This is a genomic window from Pseudogemmobacter faecipullorum, assembly GCF_020539525.1.
In the GTDB taxonomy this organism is placed as follows: domain Bacteria; phylum Pseudomonadota; class Alphaproteobacteria; order Rhodobacterales; family Rhodobacteraceae; genus Pseudogemmobacter; species Pseudogemmobacter faecipullorum.
The window spans coordinates 45933-72445 of record NZ_JACDXX010000009.1 but is presented as its reverse complement, the minus strand read 5'-3'; the positions used below and the strand labels follow the sequence as shown (position 1 = coordinate 72445).

At 63.5% G+C, this 26513-nt stretch carries 29 protein-coding genes and 3 tRNA genes; 9 read left to right on the top strand and 23 right to left on the bottom strand.

All coding sequences use genetic code 11. The features are described 5' to 3' along the window. Positions 1-163 precede the first annotated feature (163 nt). The 3 genes from H0485_RS11180 (at position 164) to H0485_RS11170 (ending at position 2219) form a co-directional block, all read left to right on the top strand. The gene (locus H0485_RS11180) at positions 164-1249 is read left to right on the top strand and encodes an alkane 1-monooxygenase (protein WP_226935559.1); all 1086 of its coding nucleotides are present in this window, start codon (positions 164-166) and stop codon (positions 1247-1249) included. Positions 1250-1341: 92 nt separating this feature from the next. Then, positions 1342-1773 carry a hypothetical protein gene (locus H0485_RS11175; RefSeq protein ID WP_226935558.1) on the top strand — a complete coding sequence of 144 codons (432 nt, stop codon included), beginning with the start codon at positions 1342-1344 and terminating at the stop codon, positions 1771-1773. Between the two features lie 2 nt (positions 1774-1775). After that, complete coding sequence (locus H0485_RS11170; protein ID WP_226935557.1) at positions 1776-2219, top strand: hypothetical protein; 444 nt, start codon at positions 1776-1778, stop codon at positions 2217-2219. 55 nt (positions 2220-2274) lie between these two features. Here H0485_RS11170 and xseA read toward each other — a convergent pair whose 3' ends face one another. The 4 genes from xseA to H0485_RS11150 form a co-directional block, all read right to left on the bottom strand. After that, positions 2275-3951, bottom strand: coding sequence for an exodeoxyribonuclease VII large subunit (gene xseA, locus H0485_RS11165; protein ID WP_226935556.1), 1677 nt, complete (start codon positions 3949-3951; stop codon positions 2275-2277). 480 nt (positions 3952-4431) lie between these two features. Continuing rightward, positions 4432-5295 carry a DUF481 domain-containing protein gene (locus H0485_RS11160; RefSeq protein WP_226935555.1) on the bottom strand — a complete coding sequence of 288 codons (864 nt, stop codon included), beginning with the start codon at positions 5293-5295 and terminating at the stop codon, positions 4432-4434. Positions 5296-5547: 252 nt separating this feature from the next. Further along, complete coding sequence (locus H0485_RS11155; protein WP_226935554.1) at positions 5548-6417, bottom strand: LysR family transcriptional regulator; 870 nt, start codon at positions 6415-6417, stop codon at positions 5548-5550. Positions 6418-6632: 215 nt separating this feature from the next. After that, positions 6633-7352 (bottom strand): proteasome-type protease, encoded by a 720-nt coding sequence (locus H0485_RS11150; protein WP_226935553.1) that lies wholly within the window; start codon positions 7350-7352, stop codon positions 6633-6635. Between the two features lie 437 nt (positions 7353-7789). Between H0485_RS11150 and H0485_RS11145 the strand changes: the two genes are divergently transcribed. Then, on the top strand, positions 7790-9628 hold the full coding sequence (locus H0485_RS11145) for a M3 family oligoendopeptidase (RefSeq protein ID WP_226935552.1): 1839 nt from the start codon (positions 7790-7792) through the stop codon (positions 9626-9628). Positions 9629-9957: 329 nt separating this feature from the next. Continuing rightward, complete coding sequence (locus H0485_RS11140; RefSeq protein ID WP_226935551.1) at positions 9958-11226, top strand: MFS transporter; 1269 nt, start codon at positions 9958-9960, stop codon at positions 11224-11226. Positions 11227-11265: 39 nt separating this feature from the next. On the opposite strand, the gene H0485_RS11135 is transcribed toward H0485_RS11140, so the two are convergent. The 5 genes from H0485_RS11135 to H0485_RS11115 all read right to left on the bottom strand — a co-directional run bounded on the left by H0485_RS11135 (position 11266) and on the right by H0485_RS11115 (position 16171). Next, complete coding sequence (locus tag H0485_RS11135; protein WP_226935550.1) at positions 11266-12246, bottom strand: Gfo/Idh/MocA family protein; 981 nt, start codon at positions 12244-12246, stop codon at positions 11266-11268. Positions 12247-12282: 36 nt separating this feature from the next. Next, positions 12283-13086, bottom strand: a complete 804-nt coding sequence (gene pssA, locus H0485_RS11130; protein ID WP_226935549.1) for a CDP-diacylglycerol--serine O-phosphatidyltransferase — start codon at positions 13084-13086, stop codon at positions 12283-12285. Between the two features lie 2 nt (positions 13087-13088). Next, positions 13089-13781, bottom strand: a complete 693-nt coding sequence (locus H0485_RS11125; protein WP_226935548.1) for a phosphatidylserine decarboxylase — start codon at positions 13779-13781, stop codon at positions 13089-13091. 206 nt (positions 13782-13987) lie between these two features. Next, entirely contained in the window at positions 13988-14884 is an 897-nt protein-coding gene (gene rpoH / locus H0485_RS11120) for an RNA polymerase sigma factor RpoH (protein ID WP_226935547.1), read from the bottom strand. Positions 14885-15100: 216 nt separating this feature from the next. Next, on the bottom strand, positions 15101-16171 hold the full coding sequence (locus tag H0485_RS11115; protein WP_435531494.1) for an RluA family pseudouridine synthase: 1071 nt from the start codon (positions 16169-16171) through the stop codon (positions 15101-15103). Between H0485_RS11115 and H0485_RS11110 the strand changes: the two genes are divergently transcribed. Continuing rightward, entirely contained in the window at positions 16170-16475 is a 306-nt protein-coding gene (locus tag H0485_RS11110) for a DUF6476 family protein (RefSeq protein WP_226935545.1), read from the top strand. The genes H0485_RS11115 and H0485_RS11110 overlap by 2 nt on opposite strands. A gap of 284 nt (positions 16476-16759) precedes the next feature. Here H0485_RS11110 and H0485_RS11105 read toward each other — a convergent pair. The 8 genes from H0485_RS11105 to H0485_RS11070 form a co-directional block, all read right to left on the bottom strand. After that, positions 16760-16835, bottom strand: a tRNA-Phe gene (locus tag H0485_RS11105). Positions 16836-16919: 84 nt separating this feature from the next. Then, on the bottom strand, positions 16920-17099 hold the full coding sequence (locus tag H0485_RS11100) for a DNA gyrase inhibitor YacG (protein WP_226935543.1): 180 nt from the start codon (positions 17097-17099) through the stop codon (positions 16920-16922). Then, complete coding sequence (locus H0485_RS11095; RefSeq protein ID WP_226935541.1) at positions 17096-18136, bottom strand: ribonuclease E/G; 1041 nt, start codon at positions 18134-18136, stop codon at positions 17096-17098. The genes H0485_RS11100 and H0485_RS11095 overlap by 4 nt, the downstream gene beginning before the upstream one ends. Continuing rightward, positions 18133-18708, bottom strand: a complete 576-nt coding sequence (locus H0485_RS11090; protein ID WP_226935539.1) for a Maf family protein — start codon at positions 18706-18708, stop codon at positions 18133-18135. The genes H0485_RS11095 and H0485_RS11090 overlap by 4 nt, the downstream gene beginning before the upstream one ends. 3 nt (positions 18709-18711) lie before the next feature. Further along, a complete protein-coding gene (gene infA, locus H0485_RS11085; RefSeq protein WP_045389309.1) occupies positions 18712-18930 on the bottom strand; it encodes a translation initiation factor IF-1 in 219 nt (72 codons plus the stop codon). Between the two features lie 222 nt (positions 18931-19152). Beyond that, positions 19153-19740, bottom strand: a complete 588-nt coding sequence (locus H0485_RS11080) for a GNAT family N-acetyltransferase (protein ID WP_226935537.1) — start codon at positions 19738-19740, stop codon at positions 19153-19155. Continuing rightward, entirely contained in the window at positions 19737-20147 is a 411-nt protein-coding gene (locus tag H0485_RS11075; protein ID WP_226935535.1) for a ketosteroid isomerase-related protein, read from the bottom strand. The genes H0485_RS11080 and H0485_RS11075 overlap by 4 nt, the downstream gene beginning before the upstream one ends. A gap of 111 nt (positions 20148-20258) precedes the next feature. Continuing rightward, the gene (locus tag H0485_RS11070) at positions 20259-21092 is read right to left on the bottom strand and encodes an SDR family oxidoreductase (RefSeq protein WP_226935533.1); all 834 of its coding nucleotides are present in this window, start codon (positions 21090-21092) and stop codon (positions 20259-20261) included. 96 nt (positions 21093-21188) lie between these two features. On the opposite strand from H0485_RS11070, the gene H0485_RS11065 reads away from it, so the two are divergent. Beyond that, entirely contained in the window at positions 21189-21587 is a 399-nt protein-coding gene (locus H0485_RS11065; RefSeq protein ID WP_226935531.1) for a winged helix-turn-helix transcriptional regulator, read from the top strand. 47 nt (positions 21588-21634) lie between these two features. Here the strand turns inward: H0485_RS11065 and H0485_RS11060 are convergent, their stop codons facing one another. From H0485_RS11060 to H0485_RS11035, 6 genes are all read right to left on the bottom strand, one after another. Beyond that, the gene (locus tag H0485_RS11060) at positions 21635-22093 is read right to left on the bottom strand and encodes an arsenate-mycothiol transferase ArsC (protein ID WP_226935529.1); all 459 of its coding nucleotides are present in this window, start codon (positions 22091-22093) and stop codon (positions 21635-21637) included. Beyond that, positions 22090-22569, bottom strand: a complete 480-nt coding sequence (locus tag H0485_RS11055) for a UPF0262 family protein (RefSeq protein WP_226935527.1) — start codon at positions 22567-22569, stop codon at positions 22090-22092. Before H0485_RS11055 ends, H0485_RS11060 begins: the two co-directional genes overlap by 4 nt. A gap of 147 nt (positions 22570-22716) precedes the next feature. Then, positions 22717-24021 (bottom strand): histidinol dehydrogenase, encoded by a 1305-nt coding sequence (gene hisD, locus H0485_RS11050; protein ID WP_226935526.1) that lies wholly within the window; start codon positions 24019-24021, stop codon positions 22717-22719. Between the two features lie 186 nt (positions 24022-24207). After that, entirely contained in the window at positions 24208-24684 is a 477-nt protein-coding gene (locus tag H0485_RS11045; protein ID WP_226935524.1) for a DUF2948 family protein, read from the bottom strand. Positions 24685-24702: 18 nt separating this feature from the next. Further along, entirely contained in the window at positions 24703-25974 is a 1272-nt protein-coding gene (gene murA / locus H0485_RS11040) for a UDP-N-acetylglucosamine 1-carboxyvinyltransferase (RefSeq protein ID WP_226935522.1), read from the bottom strand. 10 nt (positions 25975-25984) lie between these two features. Continuing rightward, positions 25985-26176, bottom strand: a complete 192-nt coding sequence (locus H0485_RS11035; RefSeq protein ID WP_226935520.1) for a hypothetical protein — start codon at positions 26174-26176, stop codon at positions 25985-25987. 106 nt (positions 26177-26282) lie between these two features. On the opposite strand from H0485_RS11035, the gene H0485_RS11030 reads away from it, so the two are divergent. Continuing rightward, a tRNA-Thr gene (locus tag H0485_RS11030) sits at positions 26283-26357 on the top strand. 45 nt (positions 26358-26402) lie between these two features. Further along, a tRNA-Thr gene (locus H0485_RS11025) sits at positions 26403-26477 on the top strand. Positions 26478-26513 lie beyond the last annotated feature (36 nt).

Genomic DNA, 26513 nt, shown 5'->3' with positions numbered 1-26513 from the left:
TCATTTCAGCCCCTGATGTAAAGGCCTGCGCTGCGCGGGCCGCTTCGGCGGCAGGCTTCCCTGCGGCGGGCTTCCTTGCGGCGGGCAAACATGCTTCCCTGCCAGCATCATGCAAAATCCCCCGCCGCCGCCTCTGCCTCACCGCCGCCCCCCTCCCCTGCCGATGCCGGTTTTCGCCCTGGCAGCGCTGACCCCGGTGCCGCTGATCGGGCTTGGGGCACTGGCGGGCGGGGCCTGGCTCTGGGCCGGGTTTCTTTATATGGCGCTGCTTTCGGTTCTGCTCGATCAGCTGATCCCATATGTCGCCGGCGATGCGGCTGAGGGCCAGGAATTTCCCGGTGCGGATCTGCTGCTCGCCGGGCTGGCGCTCTCGGCCATGGCGCTGCTTCTCGTGGTCAGCTGGACGATTGCCGCGCCTTCCGGGCGCTCTTCCGGACAGAAGATCCTGCTGTTCTGTGCCACCGGCCTCTGGCTGGGTCAGGTCGGCCATCCGGCGGCGCATGAGCTGATCCATCGCGGCAACCGCCTGCTGTTCCGGCTGGGCCAGGCCTTTTACATCGCGATCCTGTTTGGCCAGCATGCCTCGGCGCACCGGCTGGTGCATCACCGCTATGTCGCCTCGGATTGCGACCCGAATACCGCCCGCGAGGGCGAGAGCTTTTATCATTTCGCCCGCCGGGCCTGGATCGGCTCCTGGAAGATGGGCTGGCGGGCCGAGACGGATCTGCGCGCCCGCGCCCGGGGCAGGCCGGGGCTGCATCCCTATGCGGTCTATCTGGCGGGCGGTGCGCTCTGCCTTGGGCTCGCGCTCGTGACCGGCGGGGTTTATGGCCTGGTGATCTGGATCCTGCTCGGCCTTTACGCTCAGATGCAGGTGCTGGTCTCGGATTATGTGCAGCATTACGGGCTGCGCCGGGCGCGGCTGGAAAATGGCAGGCTCGAGCCGGTCGGGCCGCAGCATTCCTGGAATACCGCGCATTGGGCTTCCTCGGCGCTGATGCTGAATGCGCCGCGCCATTCGGATCATCACAGCCACCCCTCGCGGCCCTATCCGGCTTTGCGCCTGCCCGCCGGGGATATCGCGCCGCGCCTGCCCTGGCCCCTGCCCCTGGCCTGCTGTCTGGCCTTCCTGCCCGGCCCCTGGCGGCGGCTGATGCGCCCGCATCTGCGGCGCTGGCAGGCCAGTGGCACCGCCCCGCCCGGTCCCGCTTCGCCCGGTCCCGCTTCGCCGCAGGTCAGGCAGAGCTGACTGGTCAGAGCCTCGCCGCTCTGCCAGGCTTTCCCGGCGATCTCCTCCCGGGCCGCGACTGACAGTACCCCCTTTAAGTAAACAGGTGTCCCATGCGTTTTCCCCTGCCCGGCCCCAACCTGCGGCTCATGCCTGCCGCGCTCATCAGTCTCTGGCTGGCGACCCCGGCCCCCGGCGCGACCCCAGAGCCGCTTTCGGCCGCGGAATTTGAGGCCTATGTCAGCGGCAAAACCCTGACCTACAACCAGTATGGCCAGGGCTTTGGCATTGAGGAATATCTGCCGGGGCGTAAAGTGCGCTGGATGACCTCGCCCGGCGAATGTCAGTATGGCAGCTGGTTTCAGAAGGGCGCGCTGATCTGTTTCGTCTATGAATACAACCCTGAAGAACATTGCTGGAGCTTCTGGCGCGAGGGGGATGTGCTGAAGGCCCTGGCCGAGGGTGCCGCCCCCGAGACGGCGCTGACCGAGGTGGATCAGAGCCCGCGCGGCCTCGACTGCCCGGCCCCGGATGTCGGAGTGTAACTGTGAAACGACTGAGCCTGACCCTCCTGCTCTGCCTTGCCATCGCCAGCCCGGCGCGGGCTGAAAGCCCGCCTGTGACCCCACCCGGACCCGGTGACGCGGCCAGTGATCCGCCGCTGACTGCGGCGGAATTTGACGCGCTGACCCGGGGCCGGACCATGGATACCCATGATGCCGATATCGGGCTTTACGGGGTTGAGACCTTTCTTTCGGGCAAAAGGGTGATCTGGCGCGATGCTGAGCGCTGCATGCATGGCAGCTGGGAGCAGGTCGGCGAGCAGATCTGCTTTCTCTATGAGGATAACCCCGGGCGCCCGGTCTGCTGGACCTATCATGATCGCGGCGGCTGGCTGATGGGCTTTTACGAGGGGCGGCGCGACAGCGTGCCGATCATGCTCTACCCCGCCCAGGGGCCGCTGGTCTGTGACGGATTTATCGGCGCATAGGCCCGCCCTGACGCCCGCTGATGCGGGTCAGGGCGCGGCGCCCCGGGCGGAGCGTTCAGAACAGGCTGCCCTGCCCGCCCTCATCAGCGCTGCCCCCCTTGCGCGCGGTCGGCTTTGCGGCAGGCGCGGCTTTGGCCGCAGCTGCAGCTGCTCCGGGTGCCGCTGCTCTGGGTGCTGCACCTGTGGGCGCAGCGGCGGGGGGGCTGCCGGCGGGCTGAACCTCAACCCGGCCATCGGCAAACTGGATCTCCATCAGCCCAGCCCCGGCGGCCCCGGCGAGCGAGGTGATCACCTCGCCCCCGCCCTCGCCCCGGGCCCGGACCACGGCAAAGCCACGCTCCAGGGTTTTTTGGTAGTTCAGCGTCTCGAGCACGCGCTCAAAGCCGCTGATCCACGCCGTAAGCCGCTGATGCTGCGCCAGCAAAGCCTGATCCAGCCGCGCAGCGGCGGTCTGCAGCCGGAGGCGGTCCAGCCCGGCCTGGCGGCTGCTCTGGGCAATCACCCGCCCGAGCGCCGGTGCCAGCCGCGAAGACCAGGCCTGGAAGCCATCCCGCGCCCGCTCCAGCCGGCGCTCAAAGCGCATCGCCATCGCCTCTTCGCGCTTTTCCAGCGCGTCGCCGCGGCGCGAGACGAGGCTCAGCAGCAGCCCGGCCCGCATCTGGCCCGCGACCCGCTCAAATTCTGAGCGTTTGCGCGCCGCCATCAGCCCGAGCCCGCCGCCCAGACGCCCCGCCGCATGATCAAGCCGCTGGGCCGCCTGGCCGGTCAGGGTCTCGGGCCGGGGCAAGGCGCGCGACAGATCACTCAGCCGCTGGCGCTGGCGCTGACCGCGCTGCACCACCGCATGCAAGAGCCGCCCCGACAGACCCTCAAGCCCTGCCAGAAGCTCAAGGCGCACCGGCACCGCCAGCTCGGCCGCCGCCGTCGGCGTCGGCGCGCGCAGATCTGCGGCGAAATCCAGCAGCGTGGTATCGGTCTCATGGCCCACCGCCGAAATCAGCGGGATCCGGCTTTCTGCCGCCGCCCTGACCACAATCTCTTCGTTAAAGCCCCAGAGATCCTCAAGCGAGCCGCCGCCGCGTGCGACGATCAGCAGATCCGGGCGCGGGATCGGGCCATCCTGCGGCAAAGCATTGAAGCCACGGATCGCCGCCGCCACTTCCGGCGCGCAGCGCTCGCCCTGAACCGGCACCGGCCAGATCAGCACCGGGCGCGGGAAACGGTCGCGCAGCCGGTGCAGAATATCGCGGATCACCGCACCCGAGGGCGAGGTGATGACGCCGATCACCTTCGGCAGCCAGGGGATCGGCTGTTTACGCGCCGGGTCAAACAGCCCCTCGGCCTGCAAGGCGGCGCGGCGGCGCTCGAGCATCGCCATCAGCGCGCCTGCCCCCGCCGGGGCGATATCATCGATGATCAGCTGATATTTCGACTGGCCGGGGAAAGTGGTCATCCGCCCGGTGGCCACCACCTCCATCCCCTCTTCGGGACGCACGCTCAGCCTTGCAGCCTGGCCCTTCCAGGTGATGGCGGCAATGACCGAGCGGTCATCTTTCAGATCATAATAGAGATGGCCCGAGGCCGGACGCGACACCCTTCCGATCTCGCCCCTGACCCGCACCAGGCCAAATTCGCCCTCAATCACCCGCTTCACCGCGCCCGAAAGCTCGGAGACGGTGAATTCAGGGCTGTTGCCGGTGGTAGGGGCGGGGCTGTCTTCGAAAAGGTCCATGGCCCATGTTCTCGCAACTTGCGCGGCGCTGTGCAAGCCAGCGGCCCGGTGGCAGCGGTTTATGCCTCCGGCGGGGATATTTCAGGACAGATGAAACAGACCAGAAGGCTGCCTCAGAGCGATGCGGCCACCGGCAGATCTTGCGCAGCCGCGCCCGCGGCCCTAAATTGGATCCCGGCGGGTGCTGCTCTTCACGTGTGGGGTCCTTTTCCCACTGGCCTATAAGCACTTGAAAGGGTGCTGGCTCTGGCCGGATCCTGGTCCGGTTATCTGGTGCCCCCCTGAGACCTCTGGCTCTCGGGAATCCCCGACCGCCCACGGTCGCTGCGGGCCCGCCACCTTCTCCCCCTGAATTTTTCGGACAGATGTGTCGCCGCGCAGGCGGCGCCTGTGGCCGATCTGTACTGCAGATCCGGGCGACGGCAAAAAGGGGCGGATTGCTCCGCCCCTTTCCGTACTGCTGGTCTGAAAATCTCTGGCTCAGAAGCCGAAGACGATCGAGACGCCCAGTTTGTTATCCGTGCGGATCGCGCGGCTTTCGTTATATTCCGACAGGTAGCTGACGCGGGTCGACATCGCATCGGTGATCTTGAAGTTCACACCGAAATCGTTGTTCGCACGCAGCGCTTCCGACGAGTTCAGCACGTCGGTGTCGTTGGTCAGGAACACATTATCCGAGAATTTGTAGTAGAAGCGCGACGAAGCGATCGCGGCTTCTTCGGTGACCGAACGGCCATCGCCATATTCAAGGTAGCTGATACCCACACCGGCCTGGACGCGCCATGCCATATCGGGGGTGTTCACCACGCGGTAACCCGGACCAAAGCCAAGGAAGCCATCGCGCTTGACCTTTTCAGCAACGGTCACGCCATTGGCAGTTTCAGAAGCGGTCAGCTCATCAGCCAGGCCGTCCGACTGGGCGCGGCCGAGGATGAAGCCGTAGAAGTTGTCATTGAAATAGTAGTTCGCGTCATAGACGACGAAGACATCTTCTTTGGTCGAGCTGTTATCCGATTCCGAATAATCAAGCACGGCACCGATGGTCTGCTGGAACGGACCCTCGGCGTGACGGATGCGCAGACCAACCGAGAGGTCCTGCGATTCGTTATTACCGGTTTTACCCGAGAAACCCAGCGAGGCCGAACCCGACAGGCCCTGACGGCCTTCCGGCGAGCCGAAACGAGCCGAATCCTCAGCACGCTCAAAATCACGGTTCACATCACGCTCGATATCTTCAATACGGTCATCAAGCGCGGTGGTGCCATAGAGGTCCTGGGCGAAAAGCGGCGCCGCCATGGCGCAGCTGAGGGCCGAGGCCGAGGCCAGAAGTGCAACCTTTTTCATACCTACTCCTTTTCACACCTGCCAGACAGTTCAGGTTCATCCCTCCCTGTCCGCATGAGAGTGATCTGGGGCCTGGAGCAGGAATCCAAAACATTTGCGAAACTTGATGCCGCCTCCAGTATTACTCAAGGAACCAGAAGCGGATTGCGTCACCCCCCTGTTCCATCCGGCATAGTAATAAAAAAAAATAGCCGCAACTCAATGAGTTACGGCTACAACTACAGCTCATTTCAGGGGTGATCCCGCGCCGAGTCAGTGGCGGTCTGCGGTTGTTTTCATGTCTTCCAGAGCAGTGTTCAGTGTCGCTTCAGCAACATTTCTGATCTTCTGGTCCATGCTTTCGCGCCAGATCACCCAGGTCTGGCGGGTGAAAACCGGGGCCTGTGCGACCCGGTACAGCCGGCCCTGGCGCAGATCGTCATGCACCTCACGTTCCGGAAGATAGGCACTCGCGCTGCGGCTGAGCAAAAACCCCCGGGTGAGTCCGCCCAGTGCCATAACAAGGGAGGGATTTTGCAGATGCGGCAGTTCTTCCTGATGAAAGCGGGCAAAATCCTCGCCTGCCTCAACCCGGATATAGCCCTCGCCCGGCGCAGCGGCGCTGATGCCTTTCTCGGTCGAGACGAGGATCATCTTTTCTTCAAACAGCGGCAGGCTGCTCACCCCTGCCCGCGTCAGCGGCGTATAGCTGAGGATGACCTGCAGCATATCACTGAGCAAAGCCTGGGCCAGGGCCTCGCTGCGGTCGCTCAGCGCCTCGATCTGCAGATCGGGCCGCGCCGCGCCGAGCAGATCGAGCCAGCGAAAGCCCAGCCCGCTCCAGAGTTCTGATTTCGCGCCGATTGCCAGCTTCTGGCGCGCCTCACCGGTGGCCGAAACCCGTTGCCGGGCCTGTTCCCAGTGGCCGAGGATGGTTTCGGCATAGCCGCGAAACTCGCGCCCCGCCGTCGTCAGCGCCACCCCGTCATTCGAGCGGCTGAACAGCGGCTGGCCCAGCTGATCCTCAAGCCGCTGGATACGCAGTGATACCGCAGACTGGGTCACGAACAGCCGGTCCGAGGCCGCCGCGAAAGAGCCGCTTTCTGCTACTTCCAGAAAGCTGCGGATCAGTTGAAGTTCCATAGGCACACCCGTCTCTAAACACCGCCACCCCGGCACAGAACAGGGCAGGCCTTCCGCAGGGCAAAGCTGCCGGCCAATCCGCCGGCAAGAGACCATGCCCCCTTGGGTTGAACGACAGAGCAGCAGGAGGGTTCCCGGAACGGGGCCTGGCGGGTGAAGATGCAGATCTGCCGGACAGCGCGAAAGGGTCCGGTCCGGCGGCGCTCAGCGGGCGTTCAGAGGGTGATGCGGCCAAAGCCGTCGCGCAGAGCCACCGACCAGGCCTCGCTCATGGCGCGAAACCCCTCATCCCCGGCCTCGATCCGGCGCGAGCTGCTCACCTGCAGCGCATCCCTGGCGATCACCGCCAGATCCAGCGGCATGCCGACCGAGAGGTTCGAGCGCAAGGTCGAATCCATCGACAGCAGAACCGCCTTCTGCCCGTCACTGAGCGAGGTTTCACGCTGCACCACCCGGTCGAGAATGGGCTTGCCATATTTATGTTCACCGATCTGCAGGAAGGGCGTGTCTTCGGTGGCCTCGATGAAATTGCCCTCGGGATAGATCAGGAACATCCGCATCCCGCCACCCCGGCGCTGGCCCGCCACAATCATAGAGGCCGAGGCGCCCTGGCTCATCGACAGTTTCTCATCGATCTCAAGGCGCACCTGGGCCAGGGTATTGCCGATGATCCCCGCCACTTTCAACATACTCGGCGCCAGCATGATCGAGCTTTCCGGCGTCGGCTCCTGATCCATCGCCTCATGCAGCCGGGCGATGGTGGTCTGGGTCACCGAAAGGCTGCCTGCCGTCATGATCAGAATGACGCGCTCCCCCGGCACTTCAAAAGTGAACATTTTGCGATAGGTGGAAATATTATCGAGCCCGGCATTGGTCCGGGTATCCGACAGGCAAACCATCCCGTCCTTCAGCAGCAGGCCTACGCAATATGTCATCGATCACCAGTCAGCATATGCGGCGAGCCTAGTGACCGGCCGCAAGGATCGCAACCGCGACATCCAGGGTTTGCGCAGCTGCCCCCCGAATTCCGCCCCGCGCAACCCCCGCAGATCGGCGCGGTATCACCGGCGTCAAGGCCATGCCCAGCCGAATAGAGCGCTCATCCGGGCAGCAGCCACTGGCGACATAAGAATCAACCCGGCCGGGGCCATCGATATGGATCCCCGCCCCCGGCATGGGCCGCCGCATCGGCCAGGCCGCTGGCATCTTATAAGAGCTGGTACCGGCAAAGAGACAGCCCGCCACATCAGGCCTGCCGGGTCCGACCCGGGCTGCGCCCCTTGCAGCCTGCCCCTGGTCGCGCCTAGATATCAGTCAGAGCCTGAGGCCCGCATCCCCGCGACCCCGGGCAGATTAATCACAGGATGTCCGGATGCGTTTTTCCCCGCCTCGCCCGCTGTTTGATGCCAATGCCGCCGCTGGCGGCGCCTCAGGCAAAGGCCTCGGCTCGCTGCCGGACTGGGATCTGAGCGATCTTTATCCCGGCCCGGATGCACCGGAATATGAGCGCGATATGGACTGGCTGATCCAGGCCTGCGCCGATTTCGCCGCGAAATATGAGGGTAAACTGGCCAGCCTCTCTGCCGCCGGGCTGCTGGGCTGCGTGCAGGACTATGAGGCGATCGACGTGACCGCCGGGCGGATCATGTCCTATGCCGGTCTGCGCTACTACCAGAACACCATGGATTCCGAGCGCGCGAAATTCATGTCGGATGCCCAGGATGAGGTGACCGATGCCACCACGGCGCTGGTCTTCTTCAGCCTTGAGTTCAACCGGCTGGAAGACAGCCATCTCGAAACGCTTCTGGCCGGGAATGCTGATCTGGCGCGCTACCGTCCGGTGTTTGAGCGCATGCGCGCCATGCGGCCGCATCAGCTTTCCGATGAGATGGAAAAATTCCTGCACGATCAGTCGGTTGTCGGCGCATCGGCCTGGAATAAGCTGTTCGATGAGACCATGGCCGGGCTGATGTTCAGGGTCGAGGGCGAAGAGGAAGAGCTGAACCTTGAGGCAACGCTGAACCTGCTGACCGATCCCCTGCGCGAGAAGCGCGAGGCGGCGGCCAAAGCGCTGGCGCTGGTGTTTGACAAGAATATCAAACTCTTCGCCCGGGTGCATAACACGCTCGCCAAAGAGAAAGAGATCGAGGATCGCTGGCGCAAAATGCCCACGCCCCAGACCGGGCGTCACCTCTCGAACCATGTCGAGCCCGAAGTGGTCGAAGCGCTGCGCAATGCGGTCGTCGCCGCCTATCCGAAACTCTCGCACCGCTACTACGCGCTGAAGGCGAAATGGATGGGGCTGGAGCGGCTGCAGGTCTGGGACCGCAACGCGCCCCTGCCGCTCGAAACGCCGAAGGTGATCGACTGGGCCACGGCCGAAAAAACCGTGACCGAAGCCTATGCCGCCTTCCACCCCGAGCTGGCGAAACTGGCCGAGCCCTTCTTCAAAAAGGGCTGGATCGATGCCGGTGTGAAACCGGGCAAGGCGCCCGGAGCCTTTGCCCATCCGACCGTGACCACGGTTCACCCCTATGTGATGCTGAACTATCTGGGCAAACAGCGCGATGTGATGACGCTGGCGCATGAGCTGGGGCACGGCGTGCATCAGGTGCTGGCGGCGGGCCAGGGGGAACTGCTCTCCTCCACCCCGCTGACCCTGGCCGAGACCGCCAGCGTGTTTGGCGAGATGCTGACCTTCCGCAAACTGCTCGACGAGGCAAAGACCCCGGCCGAGAAAAAGACCCTGCTCGCCGGCAAGGTCGAGGATATGATCAACACCGTGGTGCGCCAGATCGCCTTTTATGATTTTGAGTGCAAACTGCATGCCGCGCGCCAGGATGGCGAGCTGACCCCGGACGGGATCAATGCTTTGTGGATGTCGGTGCAATCCGAAAGCCTCGGCCCGATCTTCGATTTTATGGATGGATATGAGACCTTCTGGGCCTATATCCCGCATTTCATCCATTCGCCCTTCTACGTCTATGCCTATGCTTTCGGCGACGGGCTGGTGAATGCGCTTTACGCGGCCTATGCCGATGGCCTGCCCGGCTTTGAGGAGAAATATTTCGAGCTGCTGAAAGCCGGTGGCTCGAAACATCATAAAGAGCTGCTCGCGCCCTTCGGCCTTGACGCCTCGGACCCGAAATTCTGGGACAAAGGCCTCGAAATGATCGCGGGCTTTATCGATGAGCTGGAGGCGATGGAGTAATCACGCCCCACTGCGATGCACCTGAAAAGGCCGGCAGATCTGTTCTGCCGGCCTTTTGCATCCGGACCCCGCTCTGGCCGCCTGACACGAAACGGCAGAGCCCCTGGCCAGCAGCTCCTGCAGATCGGCCAGAGGGCATTATTCATAACTTTTTAAATATGCTACCGCCTGATTATGTTATGAATTACGCCTTAAATATAACCAAATGCATCATAATGCTGCGTCATTATGTCTTGAAACATCTATCTCACTCCCTTCTTATCGCGCCGTTCTGAGAGGCTCGGGACGCATGGTGAGGAGCATCGTGGCGATCCCGTGAAGGAGAAACCATGGTGAATAAGTTCTTATCCGCAGGGCCGGCGGCCTCGCGTTCAGCGGTTGCGGTTCTGGTGATGTGCTGGATCGCCGTCGTGCTTGACGGCTTTGATCTGGTGGTGCTCGGGGCGCTGATCCCCACCCTGACCGGCGGCGACAGCCCCTGGATGACCCCGGCCGAAGCCACATTCGTTTCCACCATTGGCCTCGTCGGCATGACGCTCGGGGCGCTGAGCATTGGCCTGGCCACCGACTATCTGGGCCGGCGCAAAGTGATGATCTGGTCAGTCTTCGGCTTTTCGCTCGCCACCCTCGCCTGCGGGCTGAGCAGCGGCGCCGGCACCCTTGCCCTCTGGCGCTTTATCGCAGGCTTTGGCCTCGGCGGCTGCCTGCCCACCGCGATTGCCATGGTCAATGAATTCTCGCGCGGCCAGTCCGGCAAGGCCACCACCACGGTGATGACCGGCTATCATGTCGGCGCGGTCAGCACCGCGCTGCTGGCGCTGGTGTTTCTCGCCGAATATGGCTGGGCCTCGCTGTTCTTCGCCGGGGCCATTCCGGGGCTGATCCTTGCCCCGGCGATGTTTGTCTGGCTGCCCGAATCCCCGGCTTTCCTGCTGTCAAAAGGCCGCCGGGCCGAGGCCGAAGCCATCGCCCATGCTTACGGTCTTACCCTGCCCGAGCCCCGGGCCGAAGCGCCGCAGATCTCGGCGAGAGAGCTGTTTCGCGCCCCCTGGCTGCGCAATTCGCTGGGGATCTGGGCCGCCTCCTTCATGGGGCTGATCCTGGTCTACGGGCTGAACACCTGGCTGCCGAAGCTGATGGTCTCGGCCGGATATGAGCTGACCGGCGGGCTGTGGCTGCTGTTGCTGCTCAATGCGGGCGCGATCACCGGCCTGGTCTTTGCCGGCCGGATCGGGGACCGGATCGGGCTGAAAAACGCCGCCCTGCTGTGGTTCTTTATCGGTGGGCTCCTGCTGGCGCTGCTGTCGTTCCGTATGCCGCCCCTGCTGCTTTATCCGGCAGTCTTCATCACCGGCTGCTTCGTCTTCTCGGCCCAGGTGCTGGTCTATGCCTATACCGCCGCCAGCCATCCGCCGGGCGTGCGCGCCACCGCGCTTGGCCTTTCGGCCGGGATCGGCCGCGTCGGCGCCATCATGGGGCCGCTGGTCGGCGGCACCCTGGTCACCTGGGGCATTGCCTATCCCTGGGGCTTCTATGTCTTCGCGGCTGTCGGCCTCTGTGGGGCCACAGCCATTCTGTTCTGGCGCAGACTGGCCTGAGCCGGGGCCTGCCCGGATTTACCCCGGGCAGGCATTTTTTCAGCCTGCGATGCGGAACACCGCATCCAGCGCCGCCTGGGTGCCGCGCGAGAATTCGAGCGGCACCGGATAGTCAGCCTCGCCCCGGATGGCGCGGCCAAAGGCCTCTACCTGCAGGCGGTACTGATTCACCGCCGGATAGCGTTCGCTGATTGTACGGCTGCCCTGCTGCAGCTCGACCCGCGCCAGATCATGCACATTGGCATTGAACGCGCCGCCATCGACCCGGATCAGCCCCTTCGTGCCCTGGATCACCACGGTCTGGCGCTTGGCCGCCCGCATCGAGGTGGTCGAGGCAAAGGTAAAGCGCCGCCCCGGCCCCGCCATTTCGCCAAAGACATGGGCAAAAGTATCGACGCCATTCTCAAGCCCCAGCCGCGCCACAAGGCCTGCCGGATCGACCTCAGCCCCGGTGGCATAGCGCAGAGCGCCAAAGGTATAGACCCCGATATCGCGCAGCGAGCCGCCCGCGGTTTCGGGCCGCATGCGGATATTGCCGCTGTCCTCGAGCCGGAAGCTGAAGGCGGCATCGGCATGGATAATCTCGCCGATCTCGCCGGCCCGGATCCAGTCGCGCACCTGATGCCATTGCGGATGATGCAGGATCATAAAGGCCTCGGCCATCTGCAGTGCCGCGCCATCGCGTGCCGCGATCAGCCGGTCATAATCCCCGACCGTCAGCCCCATCGGCTTTTCGCACAGCACATGTTTGCCCGCCGCTGCCGCTTGCAGGCTGGCCTCGACATGCAGGTGATTGGGCAAAGGAATATAGATCGCGTCGATGCCGGGATCGGCTAGCAGGGCCTCATAGCCCTGCACCAGCTGCAGATCGGGACAAAAGGCCTGAAACCCGGCAGCTTTCGCCGGATCAGAGCTGGCAAGGGCGCAAAGCCGCGCCCCCTCTGCCGCATGGATGGCCGGGCCCATATGCTCACGCGCGAAGCGCGACGCGCCGATGATGCCCCAGTTGATCGTATTCATGGTTTACTCCCTGACGTTCAGGCCGGGGAGAACCGTTCAGGCCGCCCCGGTACCACGCTGGCGCAGCCAGCGCAAAATGTACCAGACCAGCATGGAGGAATAGCACAGCGAGAACAACAGAAGTGTCCACCAGGGCCAGGTGATCACCAGCGCCACCCCGGCCACCGCCGCCACCAGAACGAAGGGGGCCGCCGAAGCCGGGATGCGCACCCGCTTCAGACTGGGGGTCGGCAGCCGCGAAATCATCATCGCTCCCACGCCCACCATCCAGAAAGAGGTGATGCCCGGCGGCAGGAAACTTTGCGTGACCTGCGAGAAATAGATCGGCGTCAGCGCCAGCATCGCCCCCGCGGGCGAGGGCACACCGAGAAAACCGGTCTTCTCGGCCGGGACCGCCGCGCGCGAGCCCACATTGAACCGCGCGAGGCGCAGCATACAGCAGACCGCATAGATCAGCACCGCGATCCAGCCCATCGAGGCATCGGTGCGCAGCCCCCAGGAATAGAGCACCAGCGCCGGCACCACGCCGAAATTCACGAAATCGCAAAGGCTGTCGAGTTCGGCCCCGATGGCGCTTTCCGAATGCAGCATCCGCGCCAGCCGCCCGTCGAGCCCGTCGAGACAGGCCGCCAGCACGATCAGCAGCACCGCGGTGCTGATATGGCCCGAAATCGCAAAGCGCACCGCCGTCAGACCGGCACAGAGCGAGAGGATCGAGACGAGATTCGGCAACAGCCGGATCAGCAGCAACTGACGCTCGGGCTCACGGCCCGGCGGCGGCGCGGCCGGCGGAGCGGCCAGATCGCCTTCCGCCTCAGGCATATCGGGGCCAGAGCTCATGTTCACTCCATCCGGGCGTGACGGGCCGGAACCGTTTCACCGATCACCGCCAGAACGGTTTCCCCGGCAACCGCAGTCTGACCAAGCGCAACCTGGGGCTCGACCCCTTCGGGCAGATAGACATCAAGGCGCGAGCCGAAACGAATCAGACCAAAACGCTCACCCGTGCGCAGATAGCTGCCCGGGCGCGACCAGCAGACGATGCGGCGGGCTACAAGACCGGCAATCTGCACCACGGCGATATGACGGCCATCCTCCAGCTCAATCGCCAGAGCATTGCGCTCATTATCGACCGAGGCCTTGTCGAGCGAGGCATTGAGGAATTTACCCGAGCGGTAAGCAACAGCCGTGACCTTGCCGGAAATCGGCGCGCGGTTCACATGGCAGTTAAACACCGACATGAAAACCGAAACCCGGGTCAGGGCTTCCGGGCCAAGGCCCAGCTCGACCGGCGGCACGGCTTTGGTGATCATCGAGACAATACCATCGGCCGGGCTGACCAGCAGGCCCTTGTTTTCCGGCACCGCGCGTTTGGGGTCGCGGAAAAAATAATAGCACCAGACCGTCAGACCGGCACCAATCCAGCCCAGCGGCTCCCAGACCAGGAACAGCACCAGGGTGATGGCGGCGAAAATCGCAACGAAGGGGATGCCCTCGCGATGCATCGGCTTAACGAAAGTGTCGATCATTCGCATGGATTTTCCTCACAGGCGGGTTTTCTTGCCCCCTCTCCTAAACCCTGCCGAGGCTTGCGGCAACAGAAGGAAAGAGGCTCCGCCCCGCCCGGCCTCTCCCCGCCCTCTGGCGTGCGAGAGGCGCAGCAGCGCCAGGTCGGGCCGCCGGCCGGGAGCGGCAGATTTAAAAACCCCGCCAGAAACTCTGGCGGGGTCATGCGCTAAAATCAGGCCGGGATGGTCATGCCCTTGCTCCGGGCCAGCTCGCGCATCCGCGCCTGTAGTTTTTCAAAAGCCCGGACCTCGATCTGGCGGATCCGTTCGCGCGAGACCTTATAGCTTTCCGACAGCTCCTCCAGCGTCACCGGCTCTTCCGAAAGGCGGCGCTGCATCAGAATGTCTTTCTCGCGCTCGTTCAGCACCGACATGGCGCTGACCAGCATTTCACGCCGCGCATCCAGCTCATCCTTTTCGGCATAGGCGCCGGCCTGATCGCTGTTCTCATCCTCGAGCCAGTCCTGCCACTGGCTGGAACTATCGCCGTCCGAACCAACCGAAACGTTCAGCGAGGCATCCGAGCCCGCCAGACGGCGGTTCATCTCGATCACTTCACTTTCAGTGACCGAAAGATCTTTGGCGATCTGCGCGACGTTTTCCGGACGAAGGTCGCCCTCCTCCAGCGCGCCGAGCTTTGCCTTGGCCTTGCGCAGATTGAAGAACAGCTTCTTCTGCGCCGAGGTGGTGCCCATTTTCACCAGGCTCCAGGACCGCAGGATATATTCCTGGATCGAGGCGCGGATCCACCACATTGCATAGGTCGCAAGGCGGAAGCCTTTTTCCGGATCAAAGCGTTTGACCGCCTGCATCAGGCCGACATTGGCCTCGGAAATCACCTCAGCCTGCGGCAGCCCATAGCCGCGATAACCCATGGCGATTTTCGCCGCGAGCCGCAGATGCGAGGTGACCAGCTGATGCGCGGCTTGGCTGTCCTGGCGTTCGACCCAGGCCTTGGCCAGCATATATTCCTGTTCCGGCTCAAGCAGCGGGAATTTGCGGATTTCCTGCAGATAACGGTTGAGCCCCTGCTCGGGGCTCGGTGCGGGAAGGTTGGTATAGGTGCTCATGATCTGCCCCCTGTTCCTTGCCGGTGCTTTAAGCCCCCGGCGGACCGTCTCAATTTCGTCTGGCAATCTCATCCACCAATCCCCCGTCACAGGGCGGGACTGATGGCATACCAACGCGAGATGGGGGCGGTTGTTCCCTGAGAAAAGAGGTTGTTACGGAAAATCACAGCAATGTCAGCGGCAACCGGGCTTTTCCCCGGCAGCCGCCTGAAAAACTCAGCTGGAAACGCCCTGACGCAGAGCCGCAAGCAAGGCCGCCATATCCTCAGGCAGATCGCTTTCAAATTCCATCTGCGCCCCGGTCACCGGATGGATAAAGCCCAGGCTGGCCGCATGCAAAGCCTGGCGCGGGAAATCCGCCGCCGCCTGGGCTCCGGCCCCGACCAGCTTTTCCGAGAGCTTACGCCGCCCGCCATAGGTCGGATCGCCCAGCAGCCCATGCCCGGCCCAGGCCAGATGCACGCGGATCTGATGGGTGCGCCCGGTCTCCAGCCAGCAGTCAATCAGCGCCGCCTGGCCCTGGAACCGCTCGACCACATGGGCCCGGGTCACGGCATGACGGCCCTCAGGCGGCCAGCAGACCGCCTGTTTCTGCCGGTCGGTGCGGTGGCGCGCCAGGTTGGTCGCCACGCGGATCACCCCGGCAGCCTCAAAGCTGACACCGCGCGTGCCGCGCAGCCGCGGGTCAGAGCCTTCGGGCACGCCATGGCAGATCGCCAGATAATGCCGGGTCACGCTATGCGCCTCAAACTGCGCCGCAAGGCCGTGATGGGCGCGGTCGGATTTCGCCGCCACCAGCAGACCCGAGGTCTCTTTATCGATCCGGTGCACAATGCCCGGGCGCCGCTCGCCGCCGATCCCCGAGAGGGTCTCGCCGCAATGGTAGAGCAAGGCATTGACCAGCGTGCCCGAGGGCGTGCCGGGCGCGGGATGCACCACCATGCCGGCCGGTTTGTTGATGACGATCAGATCGTCATCCTCATAGATGACATCGAGCGGAATATTTTCGGCCAGGGTCTCGACCGGCTCAGCCGGGCCCAGCCGGATTTCCCAGATCTCGCCCGGGGTGACTTTGGCCTTCTGATCAGTGATCACCACACCGCCACGCGACACCGCACCGGCCTCGATCAGCCTTGCCAGACGCGAGCGCGACAAAGCCGCCTCCTCTGGCACTGCAAGGGTCAGCGCCTTATCAAGACGCGCAGGCGTGTCATCCTCAAGGGTGATGCGGATCACCTCCCCTGCTGCGCCACCGGCGCTGTCGTCATCGAAAGGTTCATCCATCATGGCCGAGGTTCCCGAAGACATGGCGCTGCCGCCTTCGCTGCGTTTTCTGAAAGGTCTGGTGATCGTGCTGATGCTCAGCATGATCGCCGGTGTCATAGCGGTGACCGTGCTGCTTGTCACCCGACTGAACGCGCCAGGCACAGCCCTGCCGGAGCTGCCCGCCGCGCTGCGCCTGCCCGAAGGCGAGAAGGCCGGGGCTGTGACCTTTGGCAAAGGCTGGACGGCAGTGGTCACCGAAAGCGGCCGGCTGCTGATCTTCGATGCGACGGGCGCGCTGAAACAGGATCTGCAACCGGGCCTCTGAACAGGAACTTCCGGCCGGGCACCTGAAACGCTGCGCCCGGCTGCGAGACTGCGAAAGCATCGCAGGATCAGCGATTCTCTCCATCATGCTGATTCTGCGAAGTGATTCTGAAAAGCCTCGGTCCGGGACCGCCGCCGGTGCCGGGGCAGCGCAGCCCTGCCCCCAGCTTCCCCCACCTGCAGCGCAGAAACCCGGCAAAAATAAAGCGCGGTGACTGCCGGGCTTCAGACAGCAAAAAGCCCGTCAGAGACGGGCTGCCTGGCGAATTACTTTCTGGAAGAAAGTGGTGCCCGGAGACGGATTTGAACCGCCGACACGCGGATTTTCAATCCGCTGCTCTACCAACTGAGCTATCCGGGCACTTTCATCTTCAGGCGTTTGCCTTTCGATGAGGGCGTTCTAGCGAGGGTGGTGGGGGGTGTCCAGAGGGAAAGTGAATGAATTTCAGCTTTCGTCTCTTTTTCCGCCATCCTCTTGATCTGGCAGGCTTTCCGCCTCGTCCTCGCCCGAGGAAATCCGGTAGCCCCCGCCCAGCCACCGCGCCAGATCAAGATCGGCGCAGCGCTTTGAGCAGAAGGGCCGCCAGGCCTGTTCCACCGGTTTGCCGCAGATCGGGCAGCTCATGTCCAGAGCCTGCTCAGAGCCAGCCGGTCGCGGCGGCGCGTCAGCTCATAAAGACCCAGTCCGGTCCAGCCCGAGAGCGTGCTCTCGCCACCGGATTTAAACGCGGCCCTGATCACCTGCTCGAGGATATTGCGGTCGCGTTTCGGCATCGGCGCGAAGTCGATGACGATCTGCCCCCCAAGACCGCGCAGCCGCAGCTGGCGCGGCAGCTCACGGGCGGCGGCGATATTCACCTTCAGCGCGGCGGCGGGTGAGGTATCGGGGCCGGTGTTAATATCGATCGCGATCAGGGCACGGGTCGGCTCGATCTGCATATGACCACCGCCGGGCAGACCGACGCGCGGCAGCAGCAGCTCATCCAGCTGATCCGAGACCCCCTCATCGTCAAAACATCCCGCCTCATCGCGCACCTCCTCCGGGGCGGGATCAACCCAGTCACGCCAGGCCAGATCATGCGCGCCCGGCGCATCCAGCAGCAGCTCAGGCTCGCCGTTCAGATCGGCCAGAACCGCCTCGGCCAGATCGCGCATATTGCGCAGATCATCCGCGATATCACCGCTCTCTGCCTCGCTGCAGGAAGAGCGCAGAATCAGGCCAAGCGTCGGATCGGCCCCCGCCATGCCCTCGCCCGCCAGGGCTTCCAGCGCCTCACGGGTCTCTTCATCGCGGATCTGGCGTGAGATATTCACGCCGGGCGCACCGGGGGTGAAGATCACATAGCGCGATTTGAACAGCAGGCGGGTGGTGACCGGCACGGCCTTGCCCTCTTCCGCCGGACCCGAGACCTGAACGATCAGGCGCTGGCCGGGCGCAATGCCCGAGATCTGGCGCAAAAAGCCGCTTTCGCCGCCCGGAAGCCTGACGAAAATGCCGCCCTGGCCTTTGACCGGACGATTGGCTACCACCCGGCAGATCGCGCCAGGCACAAGCTCTGACGTCTCTGAATCAATGGCGATTTCCTCAATCCGTCCATCCACCAGCAAAGCGGCGACCTCGCGCTCGCCCAGCCGGTCCATCAGAACCACTCTGCCCGTCATTCCTGCCTCCAGACCGGAAATCCGGCCGCTGTCAAAAGCGCTGCGGTCTCGGCAACCGGCAGGCCCATAATTCCGCTGTAACTGCCCGAGATCCACGGCAGAAACGCGCCCGCTGCCCCCTGGATCCCATAGCCGCCTGCCTTACCCTGCCAGTCATTGCTGGCGAGATAGCAGTTCAGCTCAGCATCCGAGAGCCGTTTCATTTTCACGAAAGAAACGCTTTCACGCGTCCAGAGCCGCTCACCGCGCCGCACAGCAATCGCGGTGACCACCTCATGGCGCCGCCCGCCGAGCAGGGTCAGGAAGCTGGCTGCCTCGGTTACATCACGGGGTTTGCCGAGGATACGGCGCCCCAGCGCCACGGTCGTATCGGCGCAAAGCACGATATCATCGGGCTCTGAAGCCACTGCGAAGGCCTTTTCCCGCGCCAGCCGCGCGGCATAAGGGCGAGGCAGCTCGCCCTTTTTCGGCTCTTCGTCAATATCGGGCGGCGAGATCAGGTCGGGGGCAATGCCAAGCTGCGCCAGAAGCTCTTTCCGGCGCGGTGAGGCTGAACCTAGGATCAGGCGCAAAGCTTACTTGAAGCGATAGTTAATACGACCTTTGGACAGATCGTAGGGGGTCATTTCGACCTGGACTTTGTCGCCTGCCAGAACACGAATACGGTTCTTGCGCATCTTGCCTGCCATGGTCGCGATCAGTTCATGGCCATTATCGAGTTCGACCTTGAATGTCGCATTCGGCAAGAGTTCCTTAACGACACCTGGGAATTCGAGAATGTCTTCCTTAGCCATGTCTGCTCCGAATAGCGTTTGAGCCCGCGGGGAGCCGCAGGCACTTCTGAGGCGGCATATGCGCTTTCATGCAAGGATTTTCAAGCACAATCGGCCCGGATGGCCCGGCAGGGCCCGGACCTGCGACCTGGTAAGGCCTTTGCCGAAACAAAACCGCCCCGCCCGGCAGATCAGCCGGCGGGGCGCTCAGAAATCCTGTGGCCGGGCGCGATGAGCCCGGGCTCAGAGCGCGCGCATCCAGAACTGCAGCCGTTTCTCGGTCTCATCCTTCTGATCGAGATCGCGCCAGGAAAAGCGCGCAATCGCCCCTTCGAGCGGCGCATAGCCGCGTTTGGTCCAGAAGACATCATTGGTGCGATAGGTTTCGGGGCGCAAAGGATGATCTGCCGGGCGGATCACCGAGCAGAAAGCGACATGGCTGCGGCCAAGGCTGCGGGCATGTTGCTCGCGCAGATCAAAGAAGCGATGCCCGACGCCCCTGCCCCGATACTCCGGCAGCAGCACAGATTCTGCGCCGTAAAGGATCTTTTCCAGCGCCACACCACTGTCATGCATCGGCTCGGCAAATTCACCGGCATGATCTTCCATCGGCGCCGAGGTCGAGGCTCCGACGATTTTGCCATCGTCAATCGCCGCCACCAGCAGCGCCCCCTCGCTCTCGCGATAGGCCTGAAGATAGGCACGCTCATAATCGAGCGTGCCATCATAGAGATAGGGCCAGGCGCGAAACACGGTGATGCGGAGCCGCGCCATATCCTCCAGCGCGGCCTCCAGCTCGGCCCCGCGCAAAGCCCTGACCTCAAAGCTCATGCCGAGACCTGCGCGATCCAGTCATTGAGATTATAGAACACGGTGACGCGCGCAATTTTGCCACCCTTCACCTCAAAGAAGGCACCGGCAGGCAGGATATATTTCTGCCCCTTCGCCTCGGGCAGGCCCGGATCGGTCTGCAGATATTCGCCATGAACGATGAATTCCGCAGCCGCCCGGCTGCCATCCGCATTGACGAAAATCTCAATGTCTTTCAGCTCTTCGCGGTAGGACACGCCCATATGCGAGCCAAATTCCGCGAATTTCTCTTTCCCGAGACGGATCGCACCCTCATTGACGCGGTGCTCGATGTCATCACTGACCAGAGCGGTCATTTCCTGGGGCTTCAGCGCATTGAAAGCCTTGTAATAGCTCTCGATCAGCTGGCGCGTTTCACTGGCAGACATGGCACTCCCTTTCCATTTTATCAGGAAAGATAATGCTTTAAGTCCGATTGGAAAGTCGAAATGCGTCCGCCTTTGGTATGAGAGCGTCACCCGGGGCGGACGCGGGTCAGATCAGGCGAGAGCCGCTGCCACCACATCGCGCAAAGGCGTGGTCGGGCGGCCGATCAGCCGCGACAGGGTGCGGCTGTTGTCTTCCAGCGCACCCTCAGCGGCTTTCGCATCACTATCGGCCAGAATGGCTGCAAAAGCCGCAGGCAGGCCGAAACCTTCCAGCGCTCTGGCATATTCCGCCTCGCTCAGCGGCGCCCAGGCGACCTGTTTGCCCGATTGCGCCGTGACCTCAGCCGCCAGACCGGCGCCGGTAAAGCTGTCATCGCCGGCCAGCTCATAGACTTTGCCCTCATGCCCCTGTGTGGTCGCGACCACGGCAATCGCCTCGGCATAATCCCTGCGCGCCGCTGCCGAATAGCGCCCCTCGCCCGAGGCACCGATGATCGCGCCATGCTCAATCGCCGCCGCCAGCGCCCCGGTCAGGTTTTCGCTATACCAGCCATTGCGCAGCACGGTGACCGCAAGCCCCGAGGCCTGCAGCGCGGCTTCGGTCCCGATATGCTCGGCCGCCAGCTGCATCGGCGAGGCATCGCCCTTCAGCAGTGAGGTATAGAGGATGCGCTTCACCCCGGCAGCCTTCGCCGCGGCGATCACATTCTGATGCTGGGGGAAACGGCGGCCCACCTCGCTCGATGAGATCAGCACCAGGGTCTCAATCCCGGCCAAAGCAGCGGGATCGGCTTTTTCATAGTCAAAGGCGCGGGCCTCTAGCCCGGTCCCGGCCAGTTTTTCCGGGCTGCGCGCCAGCGCCACAGGGCGGACACCCCGGGCCTGCAGCGCTTCGATGGCAAGCTGGCCCAGCTGGCCGGTGGCTCCGGTAACGGCGATACTCATCACAGATCTCCATGTTTTATTGACAGGAGCAATCTGGAGCATGTACTTACAAAAAGGAAGTACGCACATTTTTGTAAGTATAAGAAAGTTCCGACCATGCAGGAAAGCCAGAGCGATCAGGCCGAAGCGCTGCTCAGCGGCTGGGCGCAGGGCAATGTGCTGGCGGCAGACTGCCCCTCGCGCCAGATCCTGCAGCATCTGACCAGCCGCTGGGGCACGCTGGTGATGGTGGCACTTTCCACCGGCACCCACCGCTTTGCCGAATTGCGCCGCCGGGTGAACGGGGTCAGTGAGCGGATGCTGGCGCAGACCCTGCGCGAGCTGGAACAGGATGGCTTTGTCCGCCGCACCGCGCATCAGGTCGTGCCGCCGCATGTCGATTACGACCTGACGCCACTGGGCCAGGAGGCGGCAGTGCATGTGACCAGGCTGGTCGGCTGGATCGAGGGAAATCTGACGAAAATCCGGGAAACGGCCGGGGAGAAGGCCGCCTGAAACGCTAAGGGCCGTGGGAATGCCGGGGCGTCCGTCCGGCAGCGCGATCAGGCCTCGGGCGGGCCGAAACGCGCCAGCATCCGGTCGCGGATCTGGTCTCGCGCCTGACGATAGGCGGCAAGCCGGGCCTCCCGGCTTTCGCCAAGGCCGGTCGGATCAAGGATCGGCCAGTATTCAACCTCAAGATGATGCCAGCGCGTCAGCTCCAGCGCCTGGCGCTGGCTGGCGGGGGAAAGGGCAACGATCAGGTCAAACTGCCCCAGATCATCGCCCCATTCCTGCATTTCCTCAAACGAGCGCGAGCGGTGCCGCTCAATCTCGACACCGATCTCCTGACAGACTGCGATCGAGAAGCCGTCGATCTCCATATCATTGCGCACGCCTGCCGATTGCACATAGGCCTTCTGGCCATAGAGCTTTTTCATCAGCCCCTCCGCCATAGGCGAGCGGACCGCATTATGGTCACAGCAAAAGAGAACAGACTGCGGGAAAGCCGCCAAAGTCACCCCCAGTGCAACACGCAGATCAGGGTAAACAGCCGCCGCGCCGTGGCTCCATCAACCTCGGCCTTGCCTTCGAGCCGCTCCTGCAGTACCCGCGCCCCCTCGTTATGAATACCGCGCCGCGCCATATCAATCGCCTCAATCTGGCTGGGCGGCAGGCGTTTGACCGCCTCGAAATAGCTTTCGCAGATCTGGAAATAATCCTTCACCACCTGGCGAAACGGCCCGAGTGAAAGGTGAAATTCGGAAACCGGGCTCTCATCCTCACGCGAGATGCCAAAGACCAGCCGCCCCTCGCGGATCGACAGGCCGAGGCGGTAGGGGCCAGGCGGGATCTCGCGGCCCTCACGCACCGGCAGGCCAAAGGTATTTTCTTCCAGCAGGTCAAAAATCGCGACCTTGCGCTCCTGCTCGATTTCCGGGGTCGGGCGGATCAGCCCGCGCTCATCAATCTCAATATGGCAAAGGCGGTTGGTCATAGGCAGGTCCGGCGAAAAAGACGTTACATCTTGATGCCCGAGCGCCCGCAGCGATGCAAGCTCCCCCTGACCTTGCCGCGCCCGAACCCTGGCCCGGGCACTGAACCCTGGCCCGAACACTGGTCCGGGGCGCAGCCGCCCGGCGGCTCAGCCCTGATTGAGCCGGTCGAGCCGGGCCCGCACGCTGAGACCATGCGCCTCAAGGCTTTCCGAGATCGCCAGCCGTTCGGCCGCGGGGCCAATGTCACGCAAAGCGCCCGGGCTCATTTTCGCAATCGTGCTGCGCTTGAGAAATTCCAGCGTCGACAGCCCCGAGGAGAACCGCGCCGAACGCGCGGTCGGCAGCACATGGTTCGGCCCGCCGATGTAATCGCCGATCGCCTCCGGGGTCCACTGGCCGAGGAAGATCGCGCCGGCATGGGTGATCCGGGCCGAAACCGCCTCCGGATCCTCGGTGCAGATCTCCAGATGTTCGGGGGCCACACGGTTCGACAAAGCCGCCGCCTCTTCCAGGTCGCGGGTGATGATCACCGCGCCATTGTCACGCCAGGAGGCAGCGGCAATCTCACGCCGCTCCAGGCTCTCCAGCCGTTTTTCCAGCACCGCCACCACCTGCTGCGCATAAGCGGCATCGGGGGTGACAAGGATCGCCTGGGCCGAGGCATCATGTTCGGCCTGGCTCAGCATATCGAGCGCCACCCAGTCCGGATCGGCACTACTGTCGGCAATCACCAGAATTTCCGACGGCCCGGCGATCATATCAATACCGACCTTGCCAAAGACCCGGCGCTTGGCGGCGGCAACAAAGGCATTGCCCGGGCCGGTGATCTTATCGACCGGCTGGATGGTTTCGGTGCCATAGGCAAGGGCGGCAATCGCCTGGGCGCCGCCGATGCGCCAGATCTTATCGACCCCGGCGAGGCGGGCGGCAAAGATCACCAAGGGATTGACCGCGCCGCCCGGGGTCGGGCAGGCAATCACCAGACGCTCCACCCCGGCAACCCGGGCCGGAACCGCATTCATCAGCACCGAGGAAGGGTAAGAGGCAAGTCCACCCGGCACATAGAGGCCAGCGGCCGAGACCGGGGTCCAGCGCCAGCCCAGCATCGCCCCTTCCGGATCGGTCCAGCTCTGATCCTGCGGCATCTGCCGCGCGTGATAGGCGCGGATCCGTTCGGCGGCGAGGGTCAGGGCTTTCGCATCCTCGGGCGATACTTTGGCACATTCCGCCTCGATCTCTTCGGGCGAGAAGCACAGCGTCTCAGGCGTCAGCTCCAGCCGGTCAAATTTCGCGGTATAATCGATCACCGCCTGATCACCGCGCGCGCGCACATCAGCGATGATCGCAGCGACCACATCATCGACTTCCGGCGCATCCTCGCGCTTCATGCCAAGGAAGCTGATGAAATCCTGCTCGAAGCCAGCATCAGTCGTCGAAAGGAAAATGGGCATGCGCGGGCCTCCTGCAGGGTCGCGAGGGGCATAACGCCCGCAGCTGAGCCCGTAAAGAGGGGCGCTGCCACCGGCGGCTGCGCCCCCGCCCCCGGGATATTTTCAGGCAGATGAAAAGCCGCCGGGTTTCATCTGTCCTGAAATATCCCCGCCCGAGGCAAAAGCCGCCGGCCTCAGCCACCAGCCTCAGGCGCCGTGATCGGGCACTTTGCGCGAGGGGGCAATATAGGGCCGCGTCACATCCTCAAGCTGCAGTTCCAGCGTCTCCAGCCTGAGCCGGATCGCCCCATCCCCGGCGAGGATCAGGGTCAGGGCACCACTGCCCTCATCGCCCGGCTCCCAGGACAGCGAGAGCAAAGACAGGATCTGATCTGCATTGCCTGGGGTGATCCCCTGGCTTGCCACTTCCAGCACATCGCGCACGGTCAGCAGGCTCTGCACCCGTTCGGGCGGGCGGCCGGAGCGGCGGGCAGCCGCCAGATCCTCATGGCGCAGCCGGTTCACCAGAGCCACGAAACGGCGGGCGCGGCGCTCATAGCGCATTTCCGAGGCCGGAAGCACCGCATCCTGGAGCAAAGCCGAGAACACGCTGAGATCTGCCTCGCCAAGCGCGATCAGCTTCAGAGGCCCCTCTTCGCCATCTTCAAACCGTGCATCCGCCATCCTTGCCCCCGTTTCGGTTCAGTTGCCCTGAATACGCTCGATATGCGCGCCGCAGGCCAGCAGTTTTTCCTCGACCCGCTCATAGCCGCGATCGAGGTGATAGACCCGGCTCACCACCGTCTCGCCCTCGGCCGCGAGCCCCGCCAGAATCAGCGAGACCGAGGCGCGCAGATCGGTCGCCATCACCGGCGCACCTTTCAGCCTTTCAACACCATGCACCGTGGCATGGCCGCCCTGGACCTCAATCTTCGCGCCCATGCGCATCAGCTCAGGCGCATGCATGAAACGATTCTCGAAGATCTTTTCTTCCAGAACCGAGGTGCCCTCGGCGGTGCAGAGCAGAGCCATCATCTGCGCCTGCAGATCGGTCGGGAAGCCCGGGAAGGGTTCGGTCACCACATTCACCGCCTTCACCCGGCCGTTTTTGCGTGCGACTTTCAGCCCGCGCTCCGTCTCGGTCACCGAGATACCGGCCTCGTCCAGCTTTTCGCAGAAAGCGGCGAGCAGGCTGATCTTACCGCCAAGGCATTCCACCTCGCCGCCACAGATCGCAGGGGCCAGCATATAGGTGCCCAGCTCGATGCGGTCGGTGACCACCGGATGGGTGGCGCCATGCAGACGGTCCACGCCCTGGATCTCGATGGTCGGGCTGCCATCGCCCGAGATCTGCGCGCCCATTTTACGCAGGCAATCGGCCAGATCGACGATCTCCGGCTCGCGCGCCGCGTTTTTCAGCACACTGGTGCCCTTGGCCAGAACCGCCGCCATCAGGAAGTTCTCGGTGGCACCGACGCTGGCAAAGCGCATCTCATGCACCCCGCCCTGCAGACGGCCGCCTGCCACTTTCGCATGCAGATAGCCGTCGCGCAGCTCGATTTCGGCACCGAGCGCGGCGAGGGCGTCGATATGAATATCCATCGGCCGCGCGCCAATGGCGCAGCCGCCCGGCAGCGAGACCACCGCATGACCAAAGCGCGCCAGCAGCGGGCCCAGCACCAGGTTGGAGGCGCGCATCTTGCGCACGATCTCATAATCCGCAACCGGGCTGATCTGACCATGCGAGGACATTGTGATCACTTTACCGGCCTGCAGAGCCGAGACCTCAACGCCCAGCGATTCCAGCAGCTGGGTCATGGTGCGGATATCCGAGAGGCGCGGCGCATTGGTCAGCGTCAGCGGCTCTTCCGAGAGCAGCGTCGCCGGCATCAGCGTCAGGCAGGCGTTTTTCGCCCCTGCGATCGGGATCACGCCTTGCAGCGGACCATTACCCTTCACCAGAATCGAATCCATAACCCGCCTCTTACCCTTTTTCGCTGCCCGGCGCCTCGGGGGTCGCCGTCTCAACCGCAGAATTTTGCGCTGCTCTCGCCCGTGCCTGGGCCTTCCGCTTCGCCATATTGGCTTTCAATGCCGATTTCAGCAGGCCCTCGCGCTGTGTGACAGCGGCGGGTTTCGGCGGTCCGGCATTTTTTTCGGAAGTTTCTTTACACATGGGCGTAAGAATTACAGCGCCTCAGGCTAAGGGTCCAGAGCATCGGCGAAATTGGGGGCTTGCAGAGTTAAATGTTTGAGTCTAAATCCCCGCTCATCGAAACGGTGCTGCAGTAGCTCAGTGGCAGAGCACTCCCTTGGTAAGGGAGAGGTCGAGAGTTCAATCCTCTCTTGCAGCACCATCGATCCTCTTTGCGGAACCGCTCTGGCCGTTCAGTGAAAAGAAAGCTGCAGTAGCTCAGTGGCAGAGCACTCCCTTGGTAAGGGAGAGGTCGAGAGTTCAATCCTCTCTTGCAGCACCATCTTTTCCCCTTACAGATCAAAAAGATGCAAGCTAT